Genomic DNA, 21,108 nt, shown 5'->3' with positions numbered 1-21,108 from the left:
GGTCTGGCACTGGCTGGAGCCTTCAGTACGCCTAATCAAGTTCGATGCGACTGCGGGGCACCGATCGATAGACCGATGCAAATAGACTTAAGGCAGTTCCACTGAGGTAGCCACCTTCAAACTGTGCAGCTTTTCCTAAAATTCGTAGCGGACACCCAGCGCAATGACATCTTGTTCATAGTTGTCCAGGCCGTCAATGAACCGCCAGTTAAGAAATGCCTGGATACCGCCTGCCGCGGGACCGCCGCCACCGCCCTCGGCGGCGCCGCGCAGCACTGCCGCCAGCCCCAGGGTGTACATGTAGTACTCACTGTCGGGCACGTCGGTGGGAATCACAAACGACTCGGCGTCACCAAGGCCGTCGGCACTGGCGTAAAGGGCGCGGATATTGCGGGCGTCGTCCTCCATTTGATGGCGCCACTGGAGGTCCAGATAGGGGTTGAGAACACCCCAGGTATTGCTGAACAGAAACTGCGCCTTGGCGCCGAGCACGGTTTCAAAGGAATCGATATTCTGCTCCGGCACAATAAAATCGAAGCCGTCGTTAAAAATATCCCGCTCGCGGTATTTATCCACCGTAATGTCCTGATACTCCAGGGACAGGTAGGGTTCGAGCCGGAGTTGCTCATGCAAACGCCAGCTGTAGCCGGCGGTGGCATACATCGAAAACACCTCGGCATCGGCGGTGCTGACGGCAAGGGTATCGACGCTTTCGGAATCCGGATTCAACGACGGGTACCGGATACTGCGTTCGGTATCGAACTCGAGAGACTGGTAACCGGCGGAGCCGCTAAAGTACCAGCGGTCGCTCTGGTAGAGCACAAACGGCATGATCGAAAAGCCCTCCATGGTGATGCCGCCGTCGACGATACTGCGGCGGGAGTCGAAGTCCACCTCCTGCTCCTGGTAACCGAAGACCGCGCCCGCGACCCAATGGGCGGAGATGCGATAGTCGATACCGCCGTTGATATCCTGACCGTCGAAATCAAAGGCATTTTCCAGCTCCGTGGGCGCCTTCTCACCGTAGAGAAAGGAACCGTTTAAAAAACCGCCCCATTGACTCCATCGATCGTTGAGACCAGCTCCATCGTCGGCACTCGCACCGGCGCCGAGCCGCTGCGCAGAACCGGCCACCAGAACATCCTCCGCGCCGTTAAAATTAACCACAAAACCGCGCGCGCCGCGCCGCAGCGCCGTGATACGCCCGGCCAGGCCGGACAACTGGCCATTGACAAAACCGCTGGAAAGGGAGCCCTGGGCGGCGAACTCTTCCGCCGCAGTCCAGCGCAGGGCAAAGCCGAGTTCTTCGAGATTCACCCCCAAACTGAACTGGGTGGGACCACTGCCCAAGATTTCATTGGCGGTGTGCACCAGCTCACGCACATTGGTAAACAACACAAACGTCTGGCCGCCGCAACCCTCACTGTCCGCTTCCCGCTGGGTATCTTCACACCCCTGCGCCAGCAGGTTTTCATAGACCTGTTGGTTGGTGACCGCCGCCAGCTCCTCCAACTCGGTCTGAAAATCGCCGGCCAGATCGGCTAAATCGGCAAACCCCGGAGACGCCGCACCGAGCAGGGACACCACACCCAAACACCCCAAAAATCTGTCAGGTAAAATACGCATGATATTGTTCATCCGTGTTGATTATTAAATACGTCAGCTGGCCGGGAGTTCCCGGCCTAATAAAAATTTTTTTTGTTTTATCGAGAGCCCTCAGCTCTATGAAAAGCCCTCAGCTCTATGAAAAGCCTTTAGCGCTATAAAAAGCCCTCAGCTCTATAAAAGCCTTTAGCTTTATCAAGAGCCCTCTATAAAAAGCCCTCAGCGTTATCGAGAGCCTTCAGCGTTATCGAGAGCCTTCAGCGTTATCGAGAGCCTTCAGCGTTATCGAGAGCCTTCAGCGTTATCGAGAGCCCTCAGCGTTATCAAGAGCCCTCAGCGTTATCAAGAGCCTTCAGCGTTATCAAGAGCCCTCAGCGTTATCGAGAGCCTTCAGCTTTATAAAAAAGTCGCCAGTCTTGTCGCAGATTATTAGTTTTTTCGATAGCCCTCAACGACTGGCGATGCCATCCTGAGGAACAAAAAAGAAGTCGCCCACTTCGTGCCCGGCGCCCTTGATCGCTTTGAATTCCGGTTCCTGTTTCACGCCGATGGCAGCCGCACCGGCTTTAACCCGGTCGCGAATCCGCAAAAAGAGTTCGGGGCCCGACAGCACCACATCATTGCTCTCCAATTCGTCCAGCAGCGCGCGGGCAAACACCGAGTGCCCCTGCCCGGCGTTGTCCAACACGGGATAATCACCGCCGGAGGACAACAACAGGCGCGAGCGCCGCGGCAGCTTGTAGCGCACATAGTCGGCATTGAACTGCACGTCTTCGCCCATAAACAGGTAACCCGGCGCAGAAGACAACAGGCCCGCGTAACAGGAGTCGGCCACCACCAGCACCCGTTTGGCTTTCATCCGCGCCAGGTGTCGGGTGACAAATTCGTTGGAGACCCAAAACGTATCGGTGGGCGGCGGCTCGGCGTTGGTCGGTAACCAGTAGCCGGAGACGAAGTCCCCCGTCTGCACGCGGCTGCCGTGCCCGGCGTAAAAGATAACGAGGTTATCCTCCTCGGTCAGCAAGTCATTCAGCTCATTGATGGCTTTCATAACCTGGATGTTGTCGGCGTTGATCAGGGTGCGTACGGAGAACCCGTACTTATCGCGCAGAAGATTGGCCGCCCGCTGCGCATCGAGCCGCGAGGTATCGAGGTTGTCCAGCATCTGGTAGCTTTCGTTGCCGATCACCAGGGCATGGTATTTACCGAAGTTCATGCCCTGGGCAGAGAGCGCCTTACCGGTTAACGACGCTGTGCGGGTGGCAGACGCTTTAACCGGCTGGCGGAACTTCGGCAGCGCCGCGACTTTTTGCACATTCTGCCGGCGCTCGTTCTCCAACTGCGCCACCAAGTCCTGCAGCGATTGCAGCTCCTCCTGCACGCCGGTGTCGACCTGTTGCGACTGCAGCTTGCTCTGCAGCCGCTCGATCTGGTTTTGCAGCGCTTTGATCTGGGCGTCCTTCTGGTTTATCTGCCGCTGCAGATCGGCGCGCAGCGAACTTTGCGCCTTGGCCGCAGCGGACTGGAAAATCAGGTTGTCCGGCGGCAGACCCCAGGCTTTGCGGTACCAGTTCAAGGCTTCCACCTGGCTCTTCTCGACACCGTGGCCCTGTTCGTAGAGCGTGCCAAGATTGTACTGCGCCCGGGTATTGCCCTGTTCGGCCGCCTTGCGGTACCAGATCAAGGCCGCCTCATAATTCGGCTCGCCGCCCAAACCCCGTTCGAAAATTTCACCGACATTGGTCTGGGCCTCGGCGTCGCCCTTGTCGGCGGCGGGCATCCAGACCGATAACGCGGTTTTATAATCGGCGCGGTCATAGGCCACGTACTCACCGCCGCGGGTGCGACAGTCGGCCGCCGTGGTCCGGGTGGGGCGGCGCGGCGTGATATAGGATGTATTGCCCAGCATACGCACCTGGCCCGGCAACAGGCAGTCGACGACATGCAGATCGGCGACCGGGTTGATGGGCTCGGCACCGGCCGTCGTGGGGGCGTTGGCGGTGCAGGACGCCAGTAAAGTACCCGTTAACGCACAGCCCGCCGCCAGTAACACGCGCCGGGATTTGCACACCAGATCATTATCAGCTCGGTTCAATAGTCTACGCATACTCTGTCGTCTTCATTGGCAAGGTGGTATGTTGATGCGTTTAAATCATGCGAACAGTCGTTAAACGCCGCCGTTATAACTGCTTGCGATATTCTTATAAGTCATGCTAACAAGCAATTATATAATTATAGATAGTGAAATTTCATGACACGAGTCTCTTTTGGGCGACAATGTTAATACGGATTGGTCATATTATTACCCGTGGTTTAGCCCTCATAGATCGATTTTTAGCCAAGTTGATACCCTGCCTGGCGGCGCTTGCGGCAGCCGGTTGCCAGGCACCCATGCTGCCTGACTTCGAGTCTCTGGCGCCTGCGGATGCGGTTGGCTACCGTGCCGGAAAACCGTTTCGCCACCTGGTGGTGGAGCGCCTCCAGCCCGCAGCCGCAGCGGCCCGCCAACCGGCGACCGGCGGCGGCTGGCTGCATGTCTATATCGAGGGCGATGGCATTCCCTGGATCAATCACCGGCACATAAACGACGATCCCACGCCGCGCTACCCGCTGGCCCTGCACCTGATGTCGCTGGACAGCGGGCGCGCCATCTACCTCGGCCGGCCCTGTTACTTCGGCACCGACGATCCCCACTGCGAGACAACCTACTGGACCGACGGCCGCTATGCCGAACCCGTCATTGACAGCATGATGAGTGTGCTGGGAGATTATTGCGAGAACCATCGACTGGTACTGATCGGCTACAGCGGCGGCGGCGTCATCGCCCTGCTCGGCGCCCGCCAACTGCCCTGCGCTGATCTGGTGGTCACAGTCGCCAGCAATCTGGATATCGAGGGCTGGACCGCATTTCACGGTTATCTGCCGCTGCGCACCTCAGTGAATCCCGCCGCTGTCGAACCTCCGGCCGGCGTGCGGCAGTTGCACCTGGTCGGCGGTCGCGATCAGAACGTGCCGCTGGCCGCCACCCGCCGCTTCTTTCAACACACCGCAACGACACCCGCTATTTATCCACGCTACGATCACCGCTGCTGTTGGGTGGAGGAGTGGCCTCGGATACTGCAGCAAATCGAGGCTGTAAAAGCATCAATGCGAGAAGGGTAAGCCGGCGCTTCAATCCGCGTTAACGGTGCCGCCCAGGGCCGGCTTGGCGGACTTATCGACGTCAGAGTCCGTACCGCCCCCACTGCCTTTATGGCTTTTTTTGGGGCGCCCGCGCCGCAGGGGCCGCACGCGTTGGTTGGCGATACGCTCGATCTCGTCCTTGAATTTGTCACCGCCGAGAATCTGTCCCATACCGATAGTTTCGGCGATGTAGTCCTGCAGCCGGCTGTCAAAGCTGTAGCGAAACAGTTGATTATAGGCGTTACAGCGGTCCTCCCGGCTCTCACCCAGCTCCAGGTACAGCCGGTGATCGGTAATCAGCTCGTTATTGGCGGCGCCGGAATGATGGGCAAAACTCGACCAGGGATACTCGCTCAAATCCTCCACCAGCCCCAGGCTGAAAGGGCGCAGCTCCACATAGCGATAGCAGGAGAGCAGAAACGCGTCGGAGTCGATAAGGCTGCTCTTGTAGCGACCTCCCCACAGGGTGCCACTGCGCTGATAGCGATGATTGACATACTGCACATAGCGTCGGCCCAGGGATTGCATCATCGAGGATATACCCGCCGGCACCTTGGGCGTGGCGATCACCTGAACCATATTCTGCAGCAGCACATAGGCATGAATCTGAACCTGGTACTGCTGCGCTGCCACGTGCAGGCTTTTTAAATAGAAATCATAGTCTTCATCGTCAAAAAAACAGGCGAGGCGGTTGTGCCCCGTCTGTACGATATGTTGCGGCACATCAATCAAATTCAGTCTCGGTAACCGAGCCATGCTGTCTAACACCCTGTTTTATAAGTCTTCGCTCGAGCCTGCCTAAGGAACTGTTATTGTTTCAAATATTCCTTTCACTACAACCGGTTAGCAAGGCCGATAAGGAAATACCACCATAGCGACGCTGTTCTGTAGGGCGCCGTCAACAATCCCTAGAATACCGAAAGACCGCAGGTACAGACAACCGGCATCGAACAGATGGACCTCACCGGCACCGCTGTGACATGATACTGGTCACTAAGTGACAGGCAAAGCCGCCAATGCAACTCGACGCGTTTCTCCACTTGCCGCAAGACCTGCTGCAGACACAAGTACCGGCTGTTTATGTGCGCCTGCTGGCCAAAGGCGACCCCGGCGGCGACAAATTGCTGGAGGGCACCGGGCTCGACCTGGACAACCTCAAGACTGCCACCCATGTCACCCTGAATCAGCAGTTACAGGTAATGGCCAACTACGCGGCGACCAGCGGCGACCCCGCCTGGGCGCTGAAGTTCGGCAGCCGTATCAGTCTCAACACCCTGGGCCCGCTCGGTATCGCAGCAGTCAGCGCCCCGACGCTGCGCGACGGTATCGGTATCTGGGATAAATATCTGAGTATCAGGACCGCTTTTATCGCCACCGAGTCACGCATTGACGGCGACTTACTGCACCTGCACAGCGTCTCCACCCTGCCCCTGGATGCCCTTGAACCAACCCTGATGGAAATGGTCATGCAGGTGGCCCAAACGTATGTGGAGACGTTTACCGAGAGCCCGATACAGGCGGCAAAGCTGCGCTTTCGCTACCCCAAACCCAGCTACGGCGACCTCTACGGCCAGTGGTTTCACTGCCCGGTGGCGTTTGCGGCGGGAGTCAATGAGCTGATCATACCGGCGCAGTGGGCCGACCTGGCCAGTCCGCTGCACGACCCTCTGATGTGGCAGACATCGCTGGCCGAATGCGCGGCCCTGCTGACCAGCCGGGAGGCGGGAGACACAACCCGACACACCGTCAAGCGCCTGATCAGAGAGGCGCTGGACCGGCATCCCGGCGGCGATCAGTACAACCGTATTCCGTCGGCAAGCGAGGTGGCGGCGCACCTGCATATTACCAACCGCACCCTGATCCGGCGCCTGAAACGGGCACAGACGTCCTATCAGGCGCTGCGCGACGAGGTGGTGAAAGAACGGGTCGACTATCTGTTAACCGCAACCAAAATCCCGATTGCCGATATCGGCGCCCGGGTCGGCTATCGCGACCCCGCCAACTTCGGTCGGGTCTGTCGCCGGTGGTTTGGCAAATCGCCCGGCAGCGTGCGGGCCCGGGCGACATCGAAAACTGAACCGCCCGTGTGATCAGTTGGCCCCGCAACACCTGGGCAGTCGGTCTGATCAGCAACCGGCCCTGACCCGCCGTCGATGGACCCGCCCGCGGCGTCTGCAGGTTGCTCACCGTGTCGGTTTGGTCGTGTACCGGAGGGTACCGGACTATTGACGGCATCGTTGGCTACCTGCCGGGACACCGGGCCGCCGGTCACCACATCAGGTCGTCGGGAATTTTGTAGTCTGCGTAGGGGTCATTCTCGTCCTCGGGTGTCGCTTCGCGTTGATTGCGCAAAACGATGTACGAGGCGTCACGCTGATCGATTTTCTCGGCCACCGCCGCCGGCACCACTGCATAATTGTCGTCGAGTTTGACAATTGCCAGGTAGCCGTGGGCAAGTTGTCGCGCCATCAGGTCCGACACCCGCAGGGTCTTGATGGTCTTGCCGTCGGTAAAGTTGTAATCGCTGTCGGCGCCATCGCGCGCAATCCGGTTCATGGTTATCAACTGGCGGATTTGCGCCGCGACGGCTTTTTGCTCGGCCTCAAGCTGTCTCTGCTGGTTTAGCTGGCGGTCTTTTTCCGCCTTCTCCGCTCTGACCTGTTGCGCCCGGACCTTGCTGGCGTCCACCTGCACCTGCTTGGTCTTGCGCTGCAGTTTTTCGCTTTTACGTTTGTCCTTGCTGACCTTGGCCGCTTTCTTTTTATCCACCAGGCCCGCTTTCAGTAATTGATCCTGTAGTGAACTCACCTTCACCTCCCGCCTATTTCTCTACCTTCTGTACGCCCTATCATTTGTGCCCCAGCCGGAGCCAGACCGGTCACTTGGCACGCTTTTGCTTAAGTATCAAGAGTAGGCCGCCTGAAGCAAGCACCATTTGCACCGAGCCGCTATTTTAAGCTTGAAAGGCAACCGCGGGCCAGCGCCACCTTACGCTTCCTTACACGCACAGGCGCACCCATTGGGTTATGATTCACCGACGTGAATTCAGTGTATCTGCCCGACCCGCAGCATCGAAGTCTATGTCCGAGACCACAACATCAAAACGCGACCTGTCGGTTTTACTTCAGCTCGCCCAATTTCTGACACCCTACAAAGGCACATTGGCCGCGGCCGCGGCCGCCCTGATATTTACCGCCGGGGTGACGCTGGCCATCGGCCAGGGCGTGCGCATACTGATCGACCGGGGCTTCGCCGCCGGTTCAGCGACGGAGCTCAACAGCGCCGTCGCCTTTATCGTGGGACTGACAGTATTGATTGCGATAGGGACATTCATTCGTTTTTACCTGGTCTCCTGGCTCGGCGAGCGCGTCAGCGCCGATATCCGCAAGACGGTTTTCGACCGGGTGATCGGCCTGCACCCGAGTTTTTTCGAGACCAACCGCAGCGGCGAAATCATGTCGCGCCTGACCACCGACACCACGCTGCTGCAAACCATTATCGGCTCGTCGTTTTCCATGGCCCTGCGCAGCCTGCTGACCTTCACCGGCGCCCTGGTGATGCTGCTGGTGACCAACTTGAAACTCAGTCTCATGGTGCTCGCCTGCGTGCCGCTGGTGCTGATGCCGATACTGTTGTTCGGGCGCCGGGTCAGAAACCTGGCGCGGCGCAGCCAGGACACCATCGCCGAGGTGGGCAGCTACGCCGGCGAGGCGATTCAACATATCAAAACCGTGCAGAGTTACACCCGCGAGAGCGATGAAAAGCGGGCCTTTGCCACCGAGGTGGAACGAGCCTTCGAGGTGGCCCGCAAGCGGGTACAACAGCGGGCGGTGTTGATCGTGGCGGTGATTCTGATGGTATTCGGGGCTATCGCCGGCATGTTGTGGGTGGGCGGCAACGACGTGCTCGCCGGGCGAATGAGCGGTGGCGAACTGGGCGCTTTTGTGTTCTACGCCATCATCATGGCCAGCGGTGTGGCAACCATTGCCGAAGTCTACGGCGAACTGCAGCGGGCGGCCGGCGCCACCGAGCGGCTGCTGGAGCTGCTGCAGGTCGAAAGCCTGATCAAGGCACCGGAGCTGCAAGTCGCCGGCGAACAGACACTAACTGCCGCTGTGCACTTCAGGGATGTGCGGTTTCACTACCCCTCCCGGCCCGGGCAGCCGGCGCTGGAAAACCTCACCCTTGCGGTGGAACCGGGCAAAAGCCTGGCTTTGGTGGGCCCCTCAGGGGCCGGTAAGTCAACGGTATTCGAGTTGTTACAGCGGTTTTACGATCCGCAGGAAGGCGAGATTACCCTCGGCGGCACCGATATTCGGCTGCTGGACCCGCAGCAACTGCGCCGGCAGATGGCGCTGGTGCCGCAGCAGCCGGCCCTGTTTACCGGGGATGTCAGCCACAATATCCGCTACGGTAAACCGGACGCCTCCGACGCCCAGGTCATCGCCGCCGCCCGCGCCGCCCACGCCCATGAATTTATAGAAAAGCTGCCCGAAGGCTACCACAGCAACCTGGGCGAACAGGGGGTGCGGTTGTCCGGCGGCCAGCGCCAGCGTATCGCCATCGCCCGGGCAATTCTCAAAGACCCCCAAATCCTGCTGCTGGACGAAGCCACCAGCGCGCTGGATGCGGAAAGCGAATTTCACGTGCAGCAGGCACTCGAGGAATTGATGCGCAACCGCACCACAATCATTATCGCCCACCGTCTCTCGACCATTCTTCACGCCGACCGTATCGCGGTCCTGGAGCGCGGCCGCCTGGTTTCCCTCGGTGATCACAATACCCTCCTGGCCACCTGCGACCTCTACCGCCGGCTGGCGCAATTACAGTTTCGGGAACAGGCATCCTAGCCTCCCGGGACGCCCGCGCACGCTTGTAATTAGGCCACACCAGCTCTATTATACTTTTCGTCAATAGAGATGAAGAGCCGCTATGTTTGCCAAGTTTCCGCTACCACTGCGACGCGGCCTCTGCAGCGCCGCCATCGGCCTCCTCAGTGCCGCCCAGGCCGCGGCCGGCAGCGTCGTTCAGTCGCTTGAACAAAAAACAGTTGAACTCCAATTGTCCGGACAGCAACTGTTTGAAAACCGGTGCGCAAGCTGTCACCTGAGTGGCGCGGGGGAAGCGCCCACCGTTGACGCCATGGGCATGCTGGGCAGCGAAAAAGTCCTCGCCGCCATGACCACCGGCGTGATGCGGGAAATGGCCACCGGCCTGAGCGGGGCAGATAAACAAGCGATAGCCGCGTGGCTTGCGCCCGCCCCGGCCGTCGGCCCGGCCCAACAGACCCACGCCCGCTGCGCGGGTCAATTACAATTGACCGGCCCACCGCTATGGAACCGCTGGGGCAACAGTCTCAGCAACGCGCGATTTCAACCCGCTGCCGTCTCCGGCCTCTCCGCCGGCAATGTCAAACGCCTGCAACTGAAATGGGCATTCGGTTTCCCGGGCGCCGTCAGGGCCAGATCGCAACCGGCAGTCACCCGCGAAGCCCTGTTTACCGGCAGCCAGGACGGCACGATTTACGCGCTCGGCCTGGAGACCGGCTGCCTGTGGTGGACGTTCAAGGCCGAAGCTGAAGTGCGCAATGCCATCACGCTCGATGTGGACCCGGCCGGCAAACCACAGCGCTTGTTCTTCGGCGACTTTAATGCCAACGTTTACAGCCTCGACGCCGCCACCGGCAAACTGCTGTGGAAGCAAAGTGTGAGCGAGCACCCGGTAGCGACCATCACCGGCTCGGTGGCCCTGCACGGCGATCGTCTGTTCGTGCCGCTGTCTTCCACCGAAGTGATCAACGCCGCCAATCCGGCCTATGAGTGTTGTACGTTTCGCGGCGGCGTCACCGCACTGGACACCCGCCAAGGCAAGGTCCTGTGGCGGATGTATACAGTGCCCGAACCGGAAAAACGGCGCAAAAACAGTGACGGTGTGCAGATGTGGGGTCCCTCGGGCGCCCCCATCTGGTCGACCCCCACTGTCGACCGCAAGCGCGGTTTACTCTACGTCGGCACCGGGGAAAACTATTCCTCCCCCGCCAACGACAAGAGCGACGCCATCATCGCCATCGATATCGACACAGGGGGCGTGCGCTGGGTAAACCAGACGATTGCCAACGATGCCTGGAATGGCTCCTGTGTCAGGACCCGAATCAACTGTCCGGAAGAGGACGGGCCCGACTTCGATTTCGGCGCGCCACCGATTTTAACTACCCTCGCCACCGGCAAAGACATCATACTGGCCGGCCAGAAATCCGGTATGGTTTACGCCATGGACCCCGACGCCAGGGGTCGAACCCTGTGGCAACAGCGGGCCGGTATGGGCGGTTACAACGGCGGTATTCACTGGGGCATGACAACCGATGGCGACACACTTTATGTGCCCATCGCCGATACCCCCGGCCACCACCAGACTGTCGGTGCAGCGCGCCCGGGGCTCCACGCTTTCGACGTGCGGTCCGGGGCACCGCTGTGGAGCCGGTTTGAGCCACCTACCTGTGCCGAGCGCCACTACCGCTGCTTCCCGGCGCTGTCGGCGGCCGTTACTTTGACGCCGGGACTGGTATTCGCCGGCGGTCTCGACGGTACACTGCACGCCTATTCCACCACTGACGGCACGCCCCTTTGGACCTATGAGACCCATCGCGCCTTTACCACCGTCAATGGTGTCAAGGCAAAAGGGGGTTCGATAGATTCAGATGGTGCCGTGGTCGCCAACGGCATGCTGCTGATCAATTCCGGCTACGATAAATTCAGAGAGATACCCGGCAATGTACTGTTGGTGTTCGGGCTGTAAACGTCCCCTGTGGCCCAAAATTAATCGCACCACTACCCGCAAAAGTGCCCGCAACCCCCAGCGATAAAACAACTGCCGGCGAACGGGGCGAATCAGGTCTTGCTGGCAAGGCGCTTATCAAAACCCGGCGCTGCGCAGTAAACCGCTCACCGCCGGGCGCCACCTCGATCAGAAGTAACTGTAGCTCACCCGCACGCCATAGGTGCGCGGCTCCAATACGTTGGGCTTGCGGTAGCGCCCGATCAGCGCCCCTTCTGCCGAAAGCCCTGCCAGCGAGGCGTCGTCTTCGATATTTTTAACGAAGGCCTCCACGCCCCAGGTACCGGAGGTCTGGCTCAGCGACACCGTCAAATCCGTTTGACTCCAGCTGTCGAGCCGATCATTGGGGGTGTTGTACAGGCGCGCCCAAAACTCGTCCTGCCAGTAGCTCTGCGCGCGGTAGGTAATGTCCCAGTTTCGCCCCAGCGAGTGGCTGTACTGCACACCCAACTGCAGGGACCTCTCCGGCGCGAATGGCAACTCATTACCCCTGATATCAACCGGATCGGGGCTGGCGGTGGTTACGTCGGGCGCGGTCTCGAATCTCTCCGTAACCTCCGTATCCAACAGTGCCAGATTCAAGTTAATCCGCAGGCCATCGAGCGGCGCCGCCACCAACTCGAACTCCGCACCCTGCACTTCGGCATCGACATTGGTATTGAACACATCGCTGTTGGCCAGCACGCCACCCACCTGCAGGCCGTCGTACTGATAGAAGAACAGCGTCGCATTGAGCTGCAAGCGGCGATCGAGCAGCGTATTTTTGCTGCCTAACTCCAGCGCGTTGATATACTCCGGATCAAACGTCTCGGGTGCGGCCGAGGCGACAGCGCCCGGATTGATACCGCCGCCCTTGTAACCCCTGGACAAGGTTGCGTAGAACATGGACGCATCGGTAAACGCCACGTCCGCCTGGTAGTTGATACCCAGTTTACCGGTGAACTCCTCCCACTCGCCGCCGTCTTCGACAAAGGCGGCATCGGGATCATAGGTGGGGTCGGCAAAATCGAATGCCGATTCCTGCTTGGTTCTGATGCTTTTCTCCTCCTCGGTGTAGCGCACCCCCGCGGTTAGCTTCAACCGCTCACTGAGGTCCCAATACCCTTCGGAAAAAACCGCCCAGGTCTTGGTCTCGAAGTTGGGCGTGAAAAAGTCGAAAGTGTGATTCTGAGCGGGGAGATCGAGAAACTGGCCGAGAAAAGACAGCTCGGGAAAGTAAAAAGTGGAGCGGGCCGACTGTTCGAAGTCCATCCAGAACACGCCCAGGGTATAGTTAAAATCGCCGGAGAAGTATGACGCCAGGCGCAACTCCTGGCTGATCTGTTCGCTCGACTCGCGGTTTTCGTTGGAACTGCGATAAGCCGTGGTGTCGGTCAGGAAGGTCTCGGCGTCGAGTTGGTAGGAGACCGGTGTGCTGAAGGCGAGACTACTGCTGCCGTTATCGAAGTCCTCACGCAGGTCCCGGTCGCGGTCGTGAAAGGCGGTGACCGAAGTAAACGTGTAGTCGCCGAAGCTGTGGTTGACCTCCAGCGACACCAGCAGGTCCTCCAGGTCGAAATGCGGCCGGTAGTCCAGATCGACCGTGCGCGGGTCTGTCGAAATTGCACGGGGCGAACCATCGGGATTGGTGTTGTAATGATTGGGCCGGGTGGACGGCACATTGGCGGCCACAAACGCCGGGATTTGGTCCGGCGGTACACCCAGCGCCGCACCCAACCTGGAGAAAATAAACCGGGTGGTATTGACCAGGCTGCCGTTGGTAAAACTCGAATTGGGGTACTCAAAGCCGGTCTCGGTATCGCTGCAGCCAAGCTCAGCATCGGCCTTGCAGCGCACCCCCACGGAGCGGGTGCGATCGCTGTCTTCTTTCAGGTACTCCCCAAACAAAAACACCTCGGTATTCTCACTGAGTGTGAACGTGGTTGAGCTTCTCAGGGAAAACTGGTCGCGCCCGTCGATATCTTTGTTGTCAAACCGGTTTTCGGTGTAACCGTCGCGGTTGAAGGTGTTAAACGCAAAGCGTTGCTTGATGGTGTCGGTCAGTGGCAGGTTGACCGCACCCGTCGTGCGAATACTGTTGAAGCTGCCGATTTCGGTGCTCAGATCGACGGCGAACTCATCGTCGGGGCGCCGGGTCTTGACATTGACCACACCGGCGGTGGTGTTGCGCCCATACAGGGTGCCCTGGGGGCCACGCAGCACCTCGATACCCTCGAGGTCATAGTACTCGAGCTGGATCGGGTTCTGGGTCAGGTAGACGCCGTTGACATGGACGCCGGTGCCGGGGTCCGAACTGGAAGAAAGCGCATTGTTGCCGACGCCGCGAATATTGTAGCTACCGTTGGCAGCCACCATGGTATTGGGCACGGCGAACTGGATATCGAGCGCGTTTTCGATATCCAGTTCGTTGAGCATCGTCTCACTGAACGCGCTGATGGCAATGGCGGTGTCCTGTGCGGTCGCCTCGCGTTTCTCCGCGGTGACCACAATCTCCTCGAGCCCGGAGACCGCAACCTGGTCCTGGGCCGCGGCCTCTACCATCAGGAAGGGCACGGAAGTTATCGCCAACCAAAGCTCTAAGCGTTTAAACGTTCGCATCATCTCTCTCCTGCATCACTGTTTTTATGGCGTCATCGCACTGGCCCCGCAAATCCCGGGACAGGCGCAAAAGCTTATTGAATTAATTTGCAATAAAACTATTCGGATTGGTGAAGAGAGTCAAGCAGTACGCGAACGGAATTGTGTAAAATTATTTAACTATTTGATATTTATAATAAAAATATTTTTAAAAGAAAAAATCAAAACCTCTAAAAAACCTGTTTGAAGCCAAAAAAATCTGTCACTATTAGACTTTCCAGATAGAATTTAAGTCCTGGATCAGCTTTTATATACGAAAAGTCCAGTTAGCTTATAAAAATAGCTAGAAATTCAACCAAAATCAGAATCTTAATGTATTTCCATTCAATAAATAGCAGCAGAATTTGACATTAGCCGCCACCGACACAGGCCTGCGCCGGTGATCGCTCTGGGTTGACCGAGCACGGACGGCACAGGATCGGGCAGGGAACGGCATCTTTAAATCAACGGGTTTGTAGAAGGATAAATTATGGATCCGGGTCTGGCGGGAAAACAAGTCCTTGTCACCGGCGGCAGGCGCCACTCTCACCCATATCCCCAAACCACCTCACGGCCCGCCGGCGATTGACAGCAGGCATAGTGGCACCCTGCAATTTGCAATCCCCGCGCCCTATACTTACCATGCTCCAGCATCATCAGTACTTCGTTAACGAGCGGCTGCAGCCCCACTATGGCAAAACCCCAGAAAACCAGAACACGACTTTCCCCGGAAGCACGAAAATCCATGATTCTGGACCACGCCGCGGAGATCATTGCCGCCGAGGGCGTATCGGCACTGAGCATGGAACGACTGGGGCGGGCGGCCGATATCAGTAAATCGCTGGTGTACGCTTACTACCCGAGTATGCAGGAGCTACTGCAGTCGCTGCTGCGGCGGGAGTACAAACACCTGCGGGAGCTGCAGACCGCCGCCGCTGAGAGCGCGGAAACCTTCGAACAACTGGTGCGACGCATCACTCACACCTATCTGACCTATATCGAGAAACGCGGCCTGATCCTGGATCGGCTGGCGGCCGAGCCGAGTGTGGCCGACCACGGCGATCCGACTGAATACGGCCGCGAAACCGCAGTGAAATATGTGGCCCAGATCCTGAGCGACAACTTCTCCATCGACCTGGAGTTGGCAATGCCCGCAGTGGATATCTCTTTCGGCATGCCCGCTGCAGCCGGTCACTACCTGACACGACACGATGTCAGCCGGCAGACCATTGAAGATATCACGGTGGCCATGATTATCGGCAGCATCGAAGGGCTGCGGCAAAAATACCAGACCTCCCTCAAGCCACTGATCCGGCGGCAACCTCACAAACACAGTTAGCGTGTCCGGGGGCACTTACCGCTGCTGCCCCCTACCGCCTCTTACTGCTGCAAAAATCGCCGCATCGCCTGGTTGACCGCGGTCGGGCTTTGTAGCGTCGGCCAGTGGCCGACGTCCGGCAGCCGCTCAACCGACAATTGCGTCACGTAGTTGGGAAGCTCATCAATAAACACATCGACAAAGGCGGTGTCTCGCTCCCCCCAGATCAGCAGGCCGGGCACCTCCACCCGCGCCGTTCGGGAGGGCCAATAGTCGGCCGGCCCGATCTCCTGCGGCCGCGGTATATTGGCCCGATACCAGTTGATGCCCGCATCGATCGCGCCCGGCCTGGCCAGGCCATGTTTAAACAGCGCGTCCTCACGCGCATTCAGGCGTCCGGACTCACGCAGACCGGCAAGGCCCCGCCGCCACACCAGGTAGCCGCCGTTTAGCGTCATCAGAAAATTTCGATAGCCGCCGCGCATATCGAACATATAAGAGGACGTGCTCTGCTGTCGCTCGTTGCTGCGCAACAGCTCCAGAAACTGATTGTAGGGCGGTGCGCTAATACCGATAACCTGTGTCAAACGCTCGGGATAGCGCTGCGCGAAGGCCCAGGCCAGTGCGCCGCCCCAATCGTGTCCCACCAATACAAACGGCGCATCACCCGCCAGTTGCCGGGCAACGGCATCGAGCTGGCGGGCCAGGTTCTCGATGGCATAAGGCGCCAGGTCATCCGGCTTCGACGACAGGTTGGCGCCCAGGCCGTCGATGGCGACCACCCGGTACTCCCGGCTGAATTCCACCATCTGATGGTAAAAAGAAAACCAGTAGGACGGGAAGCCGTGATAGAAGAGCATCAGCGGACCCGCTCCGGCCTCGACATAGTGAAAACGCTGCGCCCCCACCTCCGCAAAGCCCGACTTGAAAACGGGGCCGCCGCTATTGACCTCATTGGCATATTCAACAGCCGGGTCGGTTTGCAGGGGAGCTTCTGAGCAGGCCGATAACACCAGGCACAGTAAGGCCACTTTAACAATCACTCCCGGCAACCGATCCGGCCGGCAACTGCTCAACAGGTTACTCATTCAGCCTCCCCCCTCGACACCGTTCACCCATCGAATTTGGAACAGCTCGGCACGACTATTGAATAAATCGTCAATATATAGAGTTTACCGCCAAAGCGTCAAGCCTGACACACCCGGTCAACAGCGACTTTACAGAGAAGCTACGGCATAGTCTGACCGAGATCATAGCGGCGGCCGGGCCAAGTGCGATAAACATGCACGGCTTTATTTATCCGGTCACTCGTGCTTGAGGGCACGCCAGTGCCAGTCGTCCCATAGCTGACCCCAAAACAACCAGGTCTATAAATATGAAAATTTACCTAATCACCCTGGCATTCGCCGCGCTTGTCGCGCTGGCCGGTTGCGATCAATCACCGGCACCCGGCGCTGCCGAAACCCCGGCACCGACCTCAAAACCGAACGCCACCGCCACCAGCCCCGCGCCCGCCAATCCCCGCTTCGATATCTACGCCAGCGTCGATCTGCGTGCTGACCTCAGCCACCTGTCGCCTACTCAAAAACGCATGGTGGCGACACTGATCGACGCCGCCACGGTTATGGACGGGCTGTTCTGGCGCCAGTCCTACGGCAATCCCGAGGAGTTGCTCACCGGTATCCCCGATCCCGCCGCGCGCCGCTTCGCCGCGCTCAACTACGGCCCCTGGGACAGGCTTGACGGCAACAAGCCGTTTATCAGCGGTGTGGGACCAAAACCCCTGGGCGCCAACTTCTACCCTGTCGATATGAGCAAGGCGGAGTTTGAAGCCTGGGCGGAACCGGAAAAGCGGGGGCTTTATTCCCTGGTGCAACGCGACAGCGCCGGCCAGCTCACGCTGGTTCCCTACAGCGCCGCCTACCGGCCGGAACTCACCCGGGCCGCAGCGCTGCTACGCGAAGCTGCCGACCTGGCCCAGGACCCGGACTTTGCCCGCTATTTGCGCCTGCGGGCCGAGGCATTCCTGAACGACGACTACCGGGCCAGCGATATGGCCTGGATGGAGATGAAAAACAACCAGGTGGATGTGGTTATCGGTCCGATCGAAAACTATGAAGACCGACTGTTTAATTACCGCACGGCCTTTGAAGGCTATGTGTTAATCAAAGATATCGCCTGGAGCCGGAGACTCGCGCGCCTGACACAGTTTTTACCCGAGCTGCAGCGGGGCCTGCCGGTGCCCGACCCGTATAAAAGCGAAACACCGGGCACCGATTCCGAGTTGAACGCCTACGATGTCGTCTTCTACGCCGGCGACTGCAATGCGGGCGCCAAGACTATCGCCATCAATCTGCCCAACGACGAGGAAGTGCAGCTTGAGAAAGGCACCCGGCGGCTGCAGTTGAAAAACGCCATGCGAGCCAAATTCGACAAAATCCTGGTACCGCTGTCCACTGCCCTGATCGCGGCAGACCAGCGCCCGCACATTACCTTCGATGCGTTTTTCGCCAACACCATGTTCCATGAGGTGGCCCATGGGCTGGGAATTAAGAAAACGATAACCGGCGGCGAGTCGGTGCGCAAAGCGCTGAAGGAAACCTCTGCGGCACTGGAGGAAGGCAAGGCGGATGTGCTCGGTCTGTATATGGTCACTGAACTTTTCAACAAGGGCGAGTTGGACGACGGCGCGTTGATGGATAACTACGTGACGTTTATGGCGAGCATTTTCCGCTCCATTCGTTTCGGCGCTGCCAGCGCCCACGGCCAGGCCAATATGATTCGCTTCAACTTCTTTGCGCAGGCGGGCGCATTTAGCCGCGACCCGGTATCCGGCCACTACCGGATAAACTTCGATAAGATGCAGGCGGCCATGGCAGATTTGTCCCGCATTATTCTGACGATCCAGGGTGACGGCGACTATGCCAAGGCCAAGCAGTTGTTACAGGAACAGGGCGTTATCGGCCCGCAATTGCAGGCGGACCTCGACTTGCTGGCGGCGCGGGGTATTCCGGTGGATGTCAGTTTTAATCAGGGTAAAGCACTGCTGGGGCTATAGCTTTTTGCGGTGTTAAATTACTGGGGCGGCATTTTACTGTCCGCACCAAGCCTATAACTTACTGATCGCCAAGCGCCGGTACAGGGTTGCGAAAACCTAAAAAGCCACTGCCGCGCAACGACCGGCAGCACTCGCCATAACAGCGAGTGCTGCTGCAAAAAAAGCCCGGTGGTCAGTCGCTGCTGACAGCGGTGTTACTGCTCCAACAACGCCTGTAACCGGGCCAGGCCATTTTCATAATCGGGCCCGAGCATACCGTCGAACATCAGGCCAAAGTAGCGGCCGATAATATTGCCTTTGAAATCGGTGTCGAAGCCCCAGGTCACCCGGGTACCGTCACCGGCGGGCTGCATCTGGTAGTAGGAAACGGCATCACCCTCGGCACCGAAATCCAGCTGCACCTCAATGCGTTGGTTCTCCTGCGTGGCGATAATTTCCTGGCTGCCGCTGCCGACATTCCGATTTTCACTGGCCCAGGTCATGCGCGCGCCGACACCCTGCTCAGGGCCGCTGAACGTGTATTCGGTATCGGGGTCCTTGGCGTGCCAGGGCGACCATTCGTTGAAGCGTTTAAAGCCGTTGAGCATCTGGTAGACATCGGAGACCGGTGCTTTGATAACGACGGAGCGTTCCACATGCGCCGTATCCGGCAGGAATAATCCCACCACTACCACGATGACTAACAGACCGACGATACTACCAATGATTATTTTTATTGCTTTCATGGTTTCAAGCTCCCGCGGAGGAAAGCGGTAATTTTGCCATCTCGGGTCGCAAAACACCATCCGGCGGTGAGATCGCGCCGTAACCGCAGATAAGCGTCACGGCAGAAAACAGACACCGGCTCTTTGTGGACCGGTGGAAAAAGAACCGCAACTCGCAGTTGTTCGATCCTTGCCCCACAAACTGCAGCCTTTTCCGGGGTGCACAAAGCGTTGTATAAATTGGCCATGTTTTCGGGCAAGCCATGAGTACCGATGGCTCTTGCCAGAACGCGGTCAACGAAGCCAAAGTCAGTCATGTGCTGAGGGGCCTGCCTGCGAATGGCAGCAGTACCGGCGGTTATTGCTTGGCTCGCCAGAAGAAAGGAAGGGGTCACGGTTTGTATAAATATGACTGATATCGACCACAGAGTTCTGATTCTTTAAGGCGGCAATCACCTCCCCTACACTCTACGTCGGTTGGCATGTTCGCGGTGCCTGAAACAACACCCGGTTAAAGAGAGCAGGCAAACATGAGTGAGGTCGATTTCAAGGATCATTTTTCCCAGGGCGCCACCGGCTATGCCATCTACCGGCCCAGCTACCCGCGGGAATTGGTGCAGTGGCTGGCGGAGCTGGCACCGGCCGACCGCTGCGTATGGGATTGCGGCTGTGGCAACGGTCAGTTGTCACGACCGCTGGCGGAATATTTTCAGCAAGTCATCGCCACCGACGCCAGCGCCGCCCAGATCGCCGAGGCGCAGCCCCACCCGCGCATTGCCTACAGCGTGGCGCCGGCGGAACAGACAACGATTGAGGAACAATCCGTAGATCTGGTGGTGGTGGCGCAAGCCGCTCATTGGTTTGATTTGCCGCGTTTTTACCGGGAAGTGAAACGAGTCGCCAGACCCGAGGCCGCTATTGCCCTGGTCAGCTACGGTCTTTTGGAATTTGAATCGGCGCCGGTCAATCAGGCATTGCACGCCCTTTACAGTGAGGACCTGGGGAGTTACTGGCCTGCAGAACGTCGTTACATCGACAATCAGTACCGCGATCTGCTGTTTCCGTTTCGCGATCTGCCAACGCCGGTGTTCACTATAGAGACCGCCTGGACCCTGGCGGAACTCCGCGGTTACCTGCAAACCTGGTCCGCCACCCAAAAAGCCGCGGCCGCAGGATTTTTTCCGCTGGCAACGCTGATGCCGGAACTCGAAGCTCTGTGGCAAAAGCCCGACGAGAAGAAACGCGTGCGTTGGCCGATTATTTTACGGGCGGCCAAACTGGCGGGATAAAGATCGCCACCCGAGGTTACCCTGGGGTCCTGACCTCACGTCGAAACAGAGTGTCGGACTAGGCGGCAGCAACCAGGGAAATGTCGTAATCGATAGCGCGTTGCTGGTCTTTAATCACAAACTGGTCCGCCAGGCCGGCGCTGGCGTCAAAGTACCGGACTCCGGACAAATGCCGGATCTTCTCTTTTTCGGTTTCGAACCAACTGCTGTCAAACACACACTCCACTTCGTTCAATGATGCATAAAAACTCAACGGACGCTCGTCTTCAATCTGAAACCAGTAGAGGTCGCAACCGTCGACCACGTATTCGAGGCCGTTGCGATTTAATCCTTCCAGCAGGTTCTTTAGCGCCGGATCGCGCTTTTCCAGAGCGGCGTTTACGAGTTTTGCGTTTTTCAGTGAGAAGCCGATTTCGGCATGGTGAACTTTCTGCAGTCTAACGGCGATATGTTTTAACATTGACAACCTTTTGATAAATAAAAATACAGCTAACAGCTAAC

Annotated in this window: 15 protein-coding genes; 7 read left to right on the top strand and 8 right to left on the bottom strand. The window is 58.5% G+C overall.

The genetic code is table 11. From position 1 onward, the window contains the following. Positions 1-135 precede the first annotated feature (135 nt). Entirely contained in the window at positions 136-1,626 is a 1,491-nt protein-coding gene (locus tag FKG94_RS05030) for an autotransporter outer membrane beta-barrel domain-containing protein (RefSeq protein ID WP_179957494.1), read from the bottom strand. Between the two features lie 427 nt (positions 1,627-2,053). Then, positions 2,054-3,712, bottom strand: a complete 1,659-nt coding sequence (locus FKG94_RS05025) for a caspase family protein (protein ID WP_142903110.1) — start codon at positions 3,710-3,712, stop codon at positions 2,054-2,056. Positions 3,713-3,882: 170 nt separating this feature from the next. Here FKG94_RS05025 and FKG94_RS05020 point away from each other — a divergent pair, with 170 nt between their 5' ends. Continuing rightward, on the top strand, positions 3,883-4,767 hold the full coding sequence (locus FKG94_RS05020) for an alpha/beta fold hydrolase (protein ID WP_142903109.1): 885 nt from the start codon (positions 3,883-3,885) through the stop codon (positions 4,765-4,767). Positions 4,768-4,776: 9 nt separating this feature from the next. Here the strand turns inward: FKG94_RS05020 and FKG94_RS05015 are convergent, their stop codons facing one another. Continuing rightward, positions 4,777-5,544, bottom strand: coding sequence for a transposase (locus tag FKG94_RS05015; protein ID WP_246124960.1), 768 nt, complete (start codon positions 5,542-5,544; stop codon positions 4,777-4,779). Between the two features lie 260 nt (positions 5,545-5,804). Here FKG94_RS05015 and FKG94_RS05010 point away from each other — a divergent pair, with 260 nt between their 5' ends. After that, positions 5,805-6,878, top strand: a complete 1,074-nt coding sequence (locus FKG94_RS05010) for an AraC family transcriptional regulator (RefSeq protein ID WP_142903108.1) — start codon at positions 5,805-5,807, stop codon at positions 6,876-6,878. 178 nt (positions 6,879-7,056) lie between these two features. On the opposite strand, the gene FKG94_RS05005 is transcribed toward FKG94_RS05010, so the two are convergent. Further along, positions 7,057-7,596: a DUF2058 domain-containing protein gene (locus tag FKG94_RS05005; RefSeq protein WP_142903107.1), complete on the bottom strand. Its 540-nt coding sequence runs from the start codon at positions 7,594-7,596 to the stop codon at positions 7,057-7,059. A gap of 272 nt (positions 7,597-7,868) precedes the next feature. Here FKG94_RS05005 and FKG94_RS05000 point away from each other — a divergent pair, with 272 nt between their 5' ends. Both FKG94_RS05000 and FKG94_RS04995 read left to right on the top strand, forming a co-directional pair. Beyond that, on the top strand, positions 7,869-9,638 hold the full coding sequence (locus FKG94_RS05000; protein WP_218943445.1) for an ABC transporter transmembrane domain-containing protein: 1,770 nt from the start codon (positions 7,869-7,871) through the stop codon (positions 9,636-9,638). Between the two features lie 82 nt (positions 9,639-9,720). Further along, a complete protein-coding gene (locus FKG94_RS04995; protein ID WP_142903105.1) occupies positions 9,721-11,583 on the top strand; it encodes an outer membrane protein assembly factor BamB family protein in 1,863 nt (620 codons plus the stop codon). Between the two features lie 168 nt (positions 11,584-11,751). Here the strand turns inward: FKG94_RS04995 and FKG94_RS04990 are convergent, their stop codons facing one another. Further along, a complete protein-coding gene (locus tag FKG94_RS04990) occupies positions 11,752-14,223 on the bottom strand; it encodes a TonB-dependent receptor (protein WP_142903104.1) in 2,472 nt (823 codons plus the stop codon). Positions 14,224-14,929: 706 nt separating this feature from the next. Between FKG94_RS04990 and FKG94_RS04985 the strand changes: the two genes are divergently transcribed. After that, positions 14,930-15,577, top strand: coding sequence for a TetR/AcrR family transcriptional regulator (locus FKG94_RS04985; protein WP_142903103.1), 648 nt, complete (start codon positions 14,930-14,932; stop codon positions 15,575-15,577). 41 nt (positions 15,578-15,618) lie between these two features. Here the strand turns inward: FKG94_RS04985 and FKG94_RS04980 are convergent, their stop codons facing one another. Continuing rightward, positions 15,619-16,644: an alpha/beta fold hydrolase gene (locus tag FKG94_RS04980; protein WP_142903102.1), complete on the bottom strand. Its 1,026-nt coding sequence runs from the start codon at positions 16,642-16,644 to the stop codon at positions 15,619-15,621. Positions 16,645-16,931: 287 nt separating this feature from the next. Here FKG94_RS04980 and FKG94_RS04975 point away from each other — a divergent pair, with 287 nt between their 5' ends. Continuing rightward, positions 16,932-18,614 carry a dipeptidyl-peptidase 3 family protein gene (locus FKG94_RS04975; RefSeq protein ID WP_142903101.1) on the top strand — a complete coding sequence of 561 codons (1,683 nt, stop codon included), beginning with the start codon at positions 16,932-16,934 and terminating at the stop codon, positions 18,612-18,614. A gap of 194 nt (positions 18,615-18,808) precedes the next feature. Here the strand turns inward: FKG94_RS04975 and FKG94_RS04970 are convergent, their stop codons facing one another. After that, positions 18,809-19,339: an SRPBCC family protein gene (locus FKG94_RS04970; RefSeq protein WP_179957493.1), complete on the bottom strand. Its 531-nt coding sequence runs from the start codon at positions 19,337-19,339 to the stop codon at positions 18,809-18,811. 509 nt (positions 19,340-19,848) lie between these two features. Between FKG94_RS04970 and FKG94_RS04965 the strand changes: the two genes are divergently transcribed. After that, positions 19,849-20,607, top strand: coding sequence for a class I SAM-dependent methyltransferase (locus FKG94_RS04965; protein WP_142903099.1), 759 nt, complete (start codon positions 19,849-19,851; stop codon positions 20,605-20,607). Between the two features lie 58 nt (positions 20,608-20,665). Here FKG94_RS04965 and FKG94_RS04960 read toward each other — a convergent pair whose 3' ends face one another. Then, a complete protein-coding gene (locus FKG94_RS04960) occupies positions 20,666-21,067 on the bottom strand; it encodes a hypothetical protein (RefSeq protein ID WP_142903098.1) in 402 nt (133 codons plus the stop codon). Between the last annotated feature and the right edge of the window lie 41 nt (positions 21,068-21,108).

This window comes from Exilibacterium tricleocarpae, from assembly GCF_007004655.1.
GTDB lineage: Bacteria > Pseudomonadota > Gammaproteobacteria > Pseudomonadales > Cellvibrionaceae > Exilibacterium > Exilibacterium tricleocarpae.
Note: the sequence above shows the minus strand (reverse complement) of the source record. Positions and strands in the feature narration are given on the sequence as shown.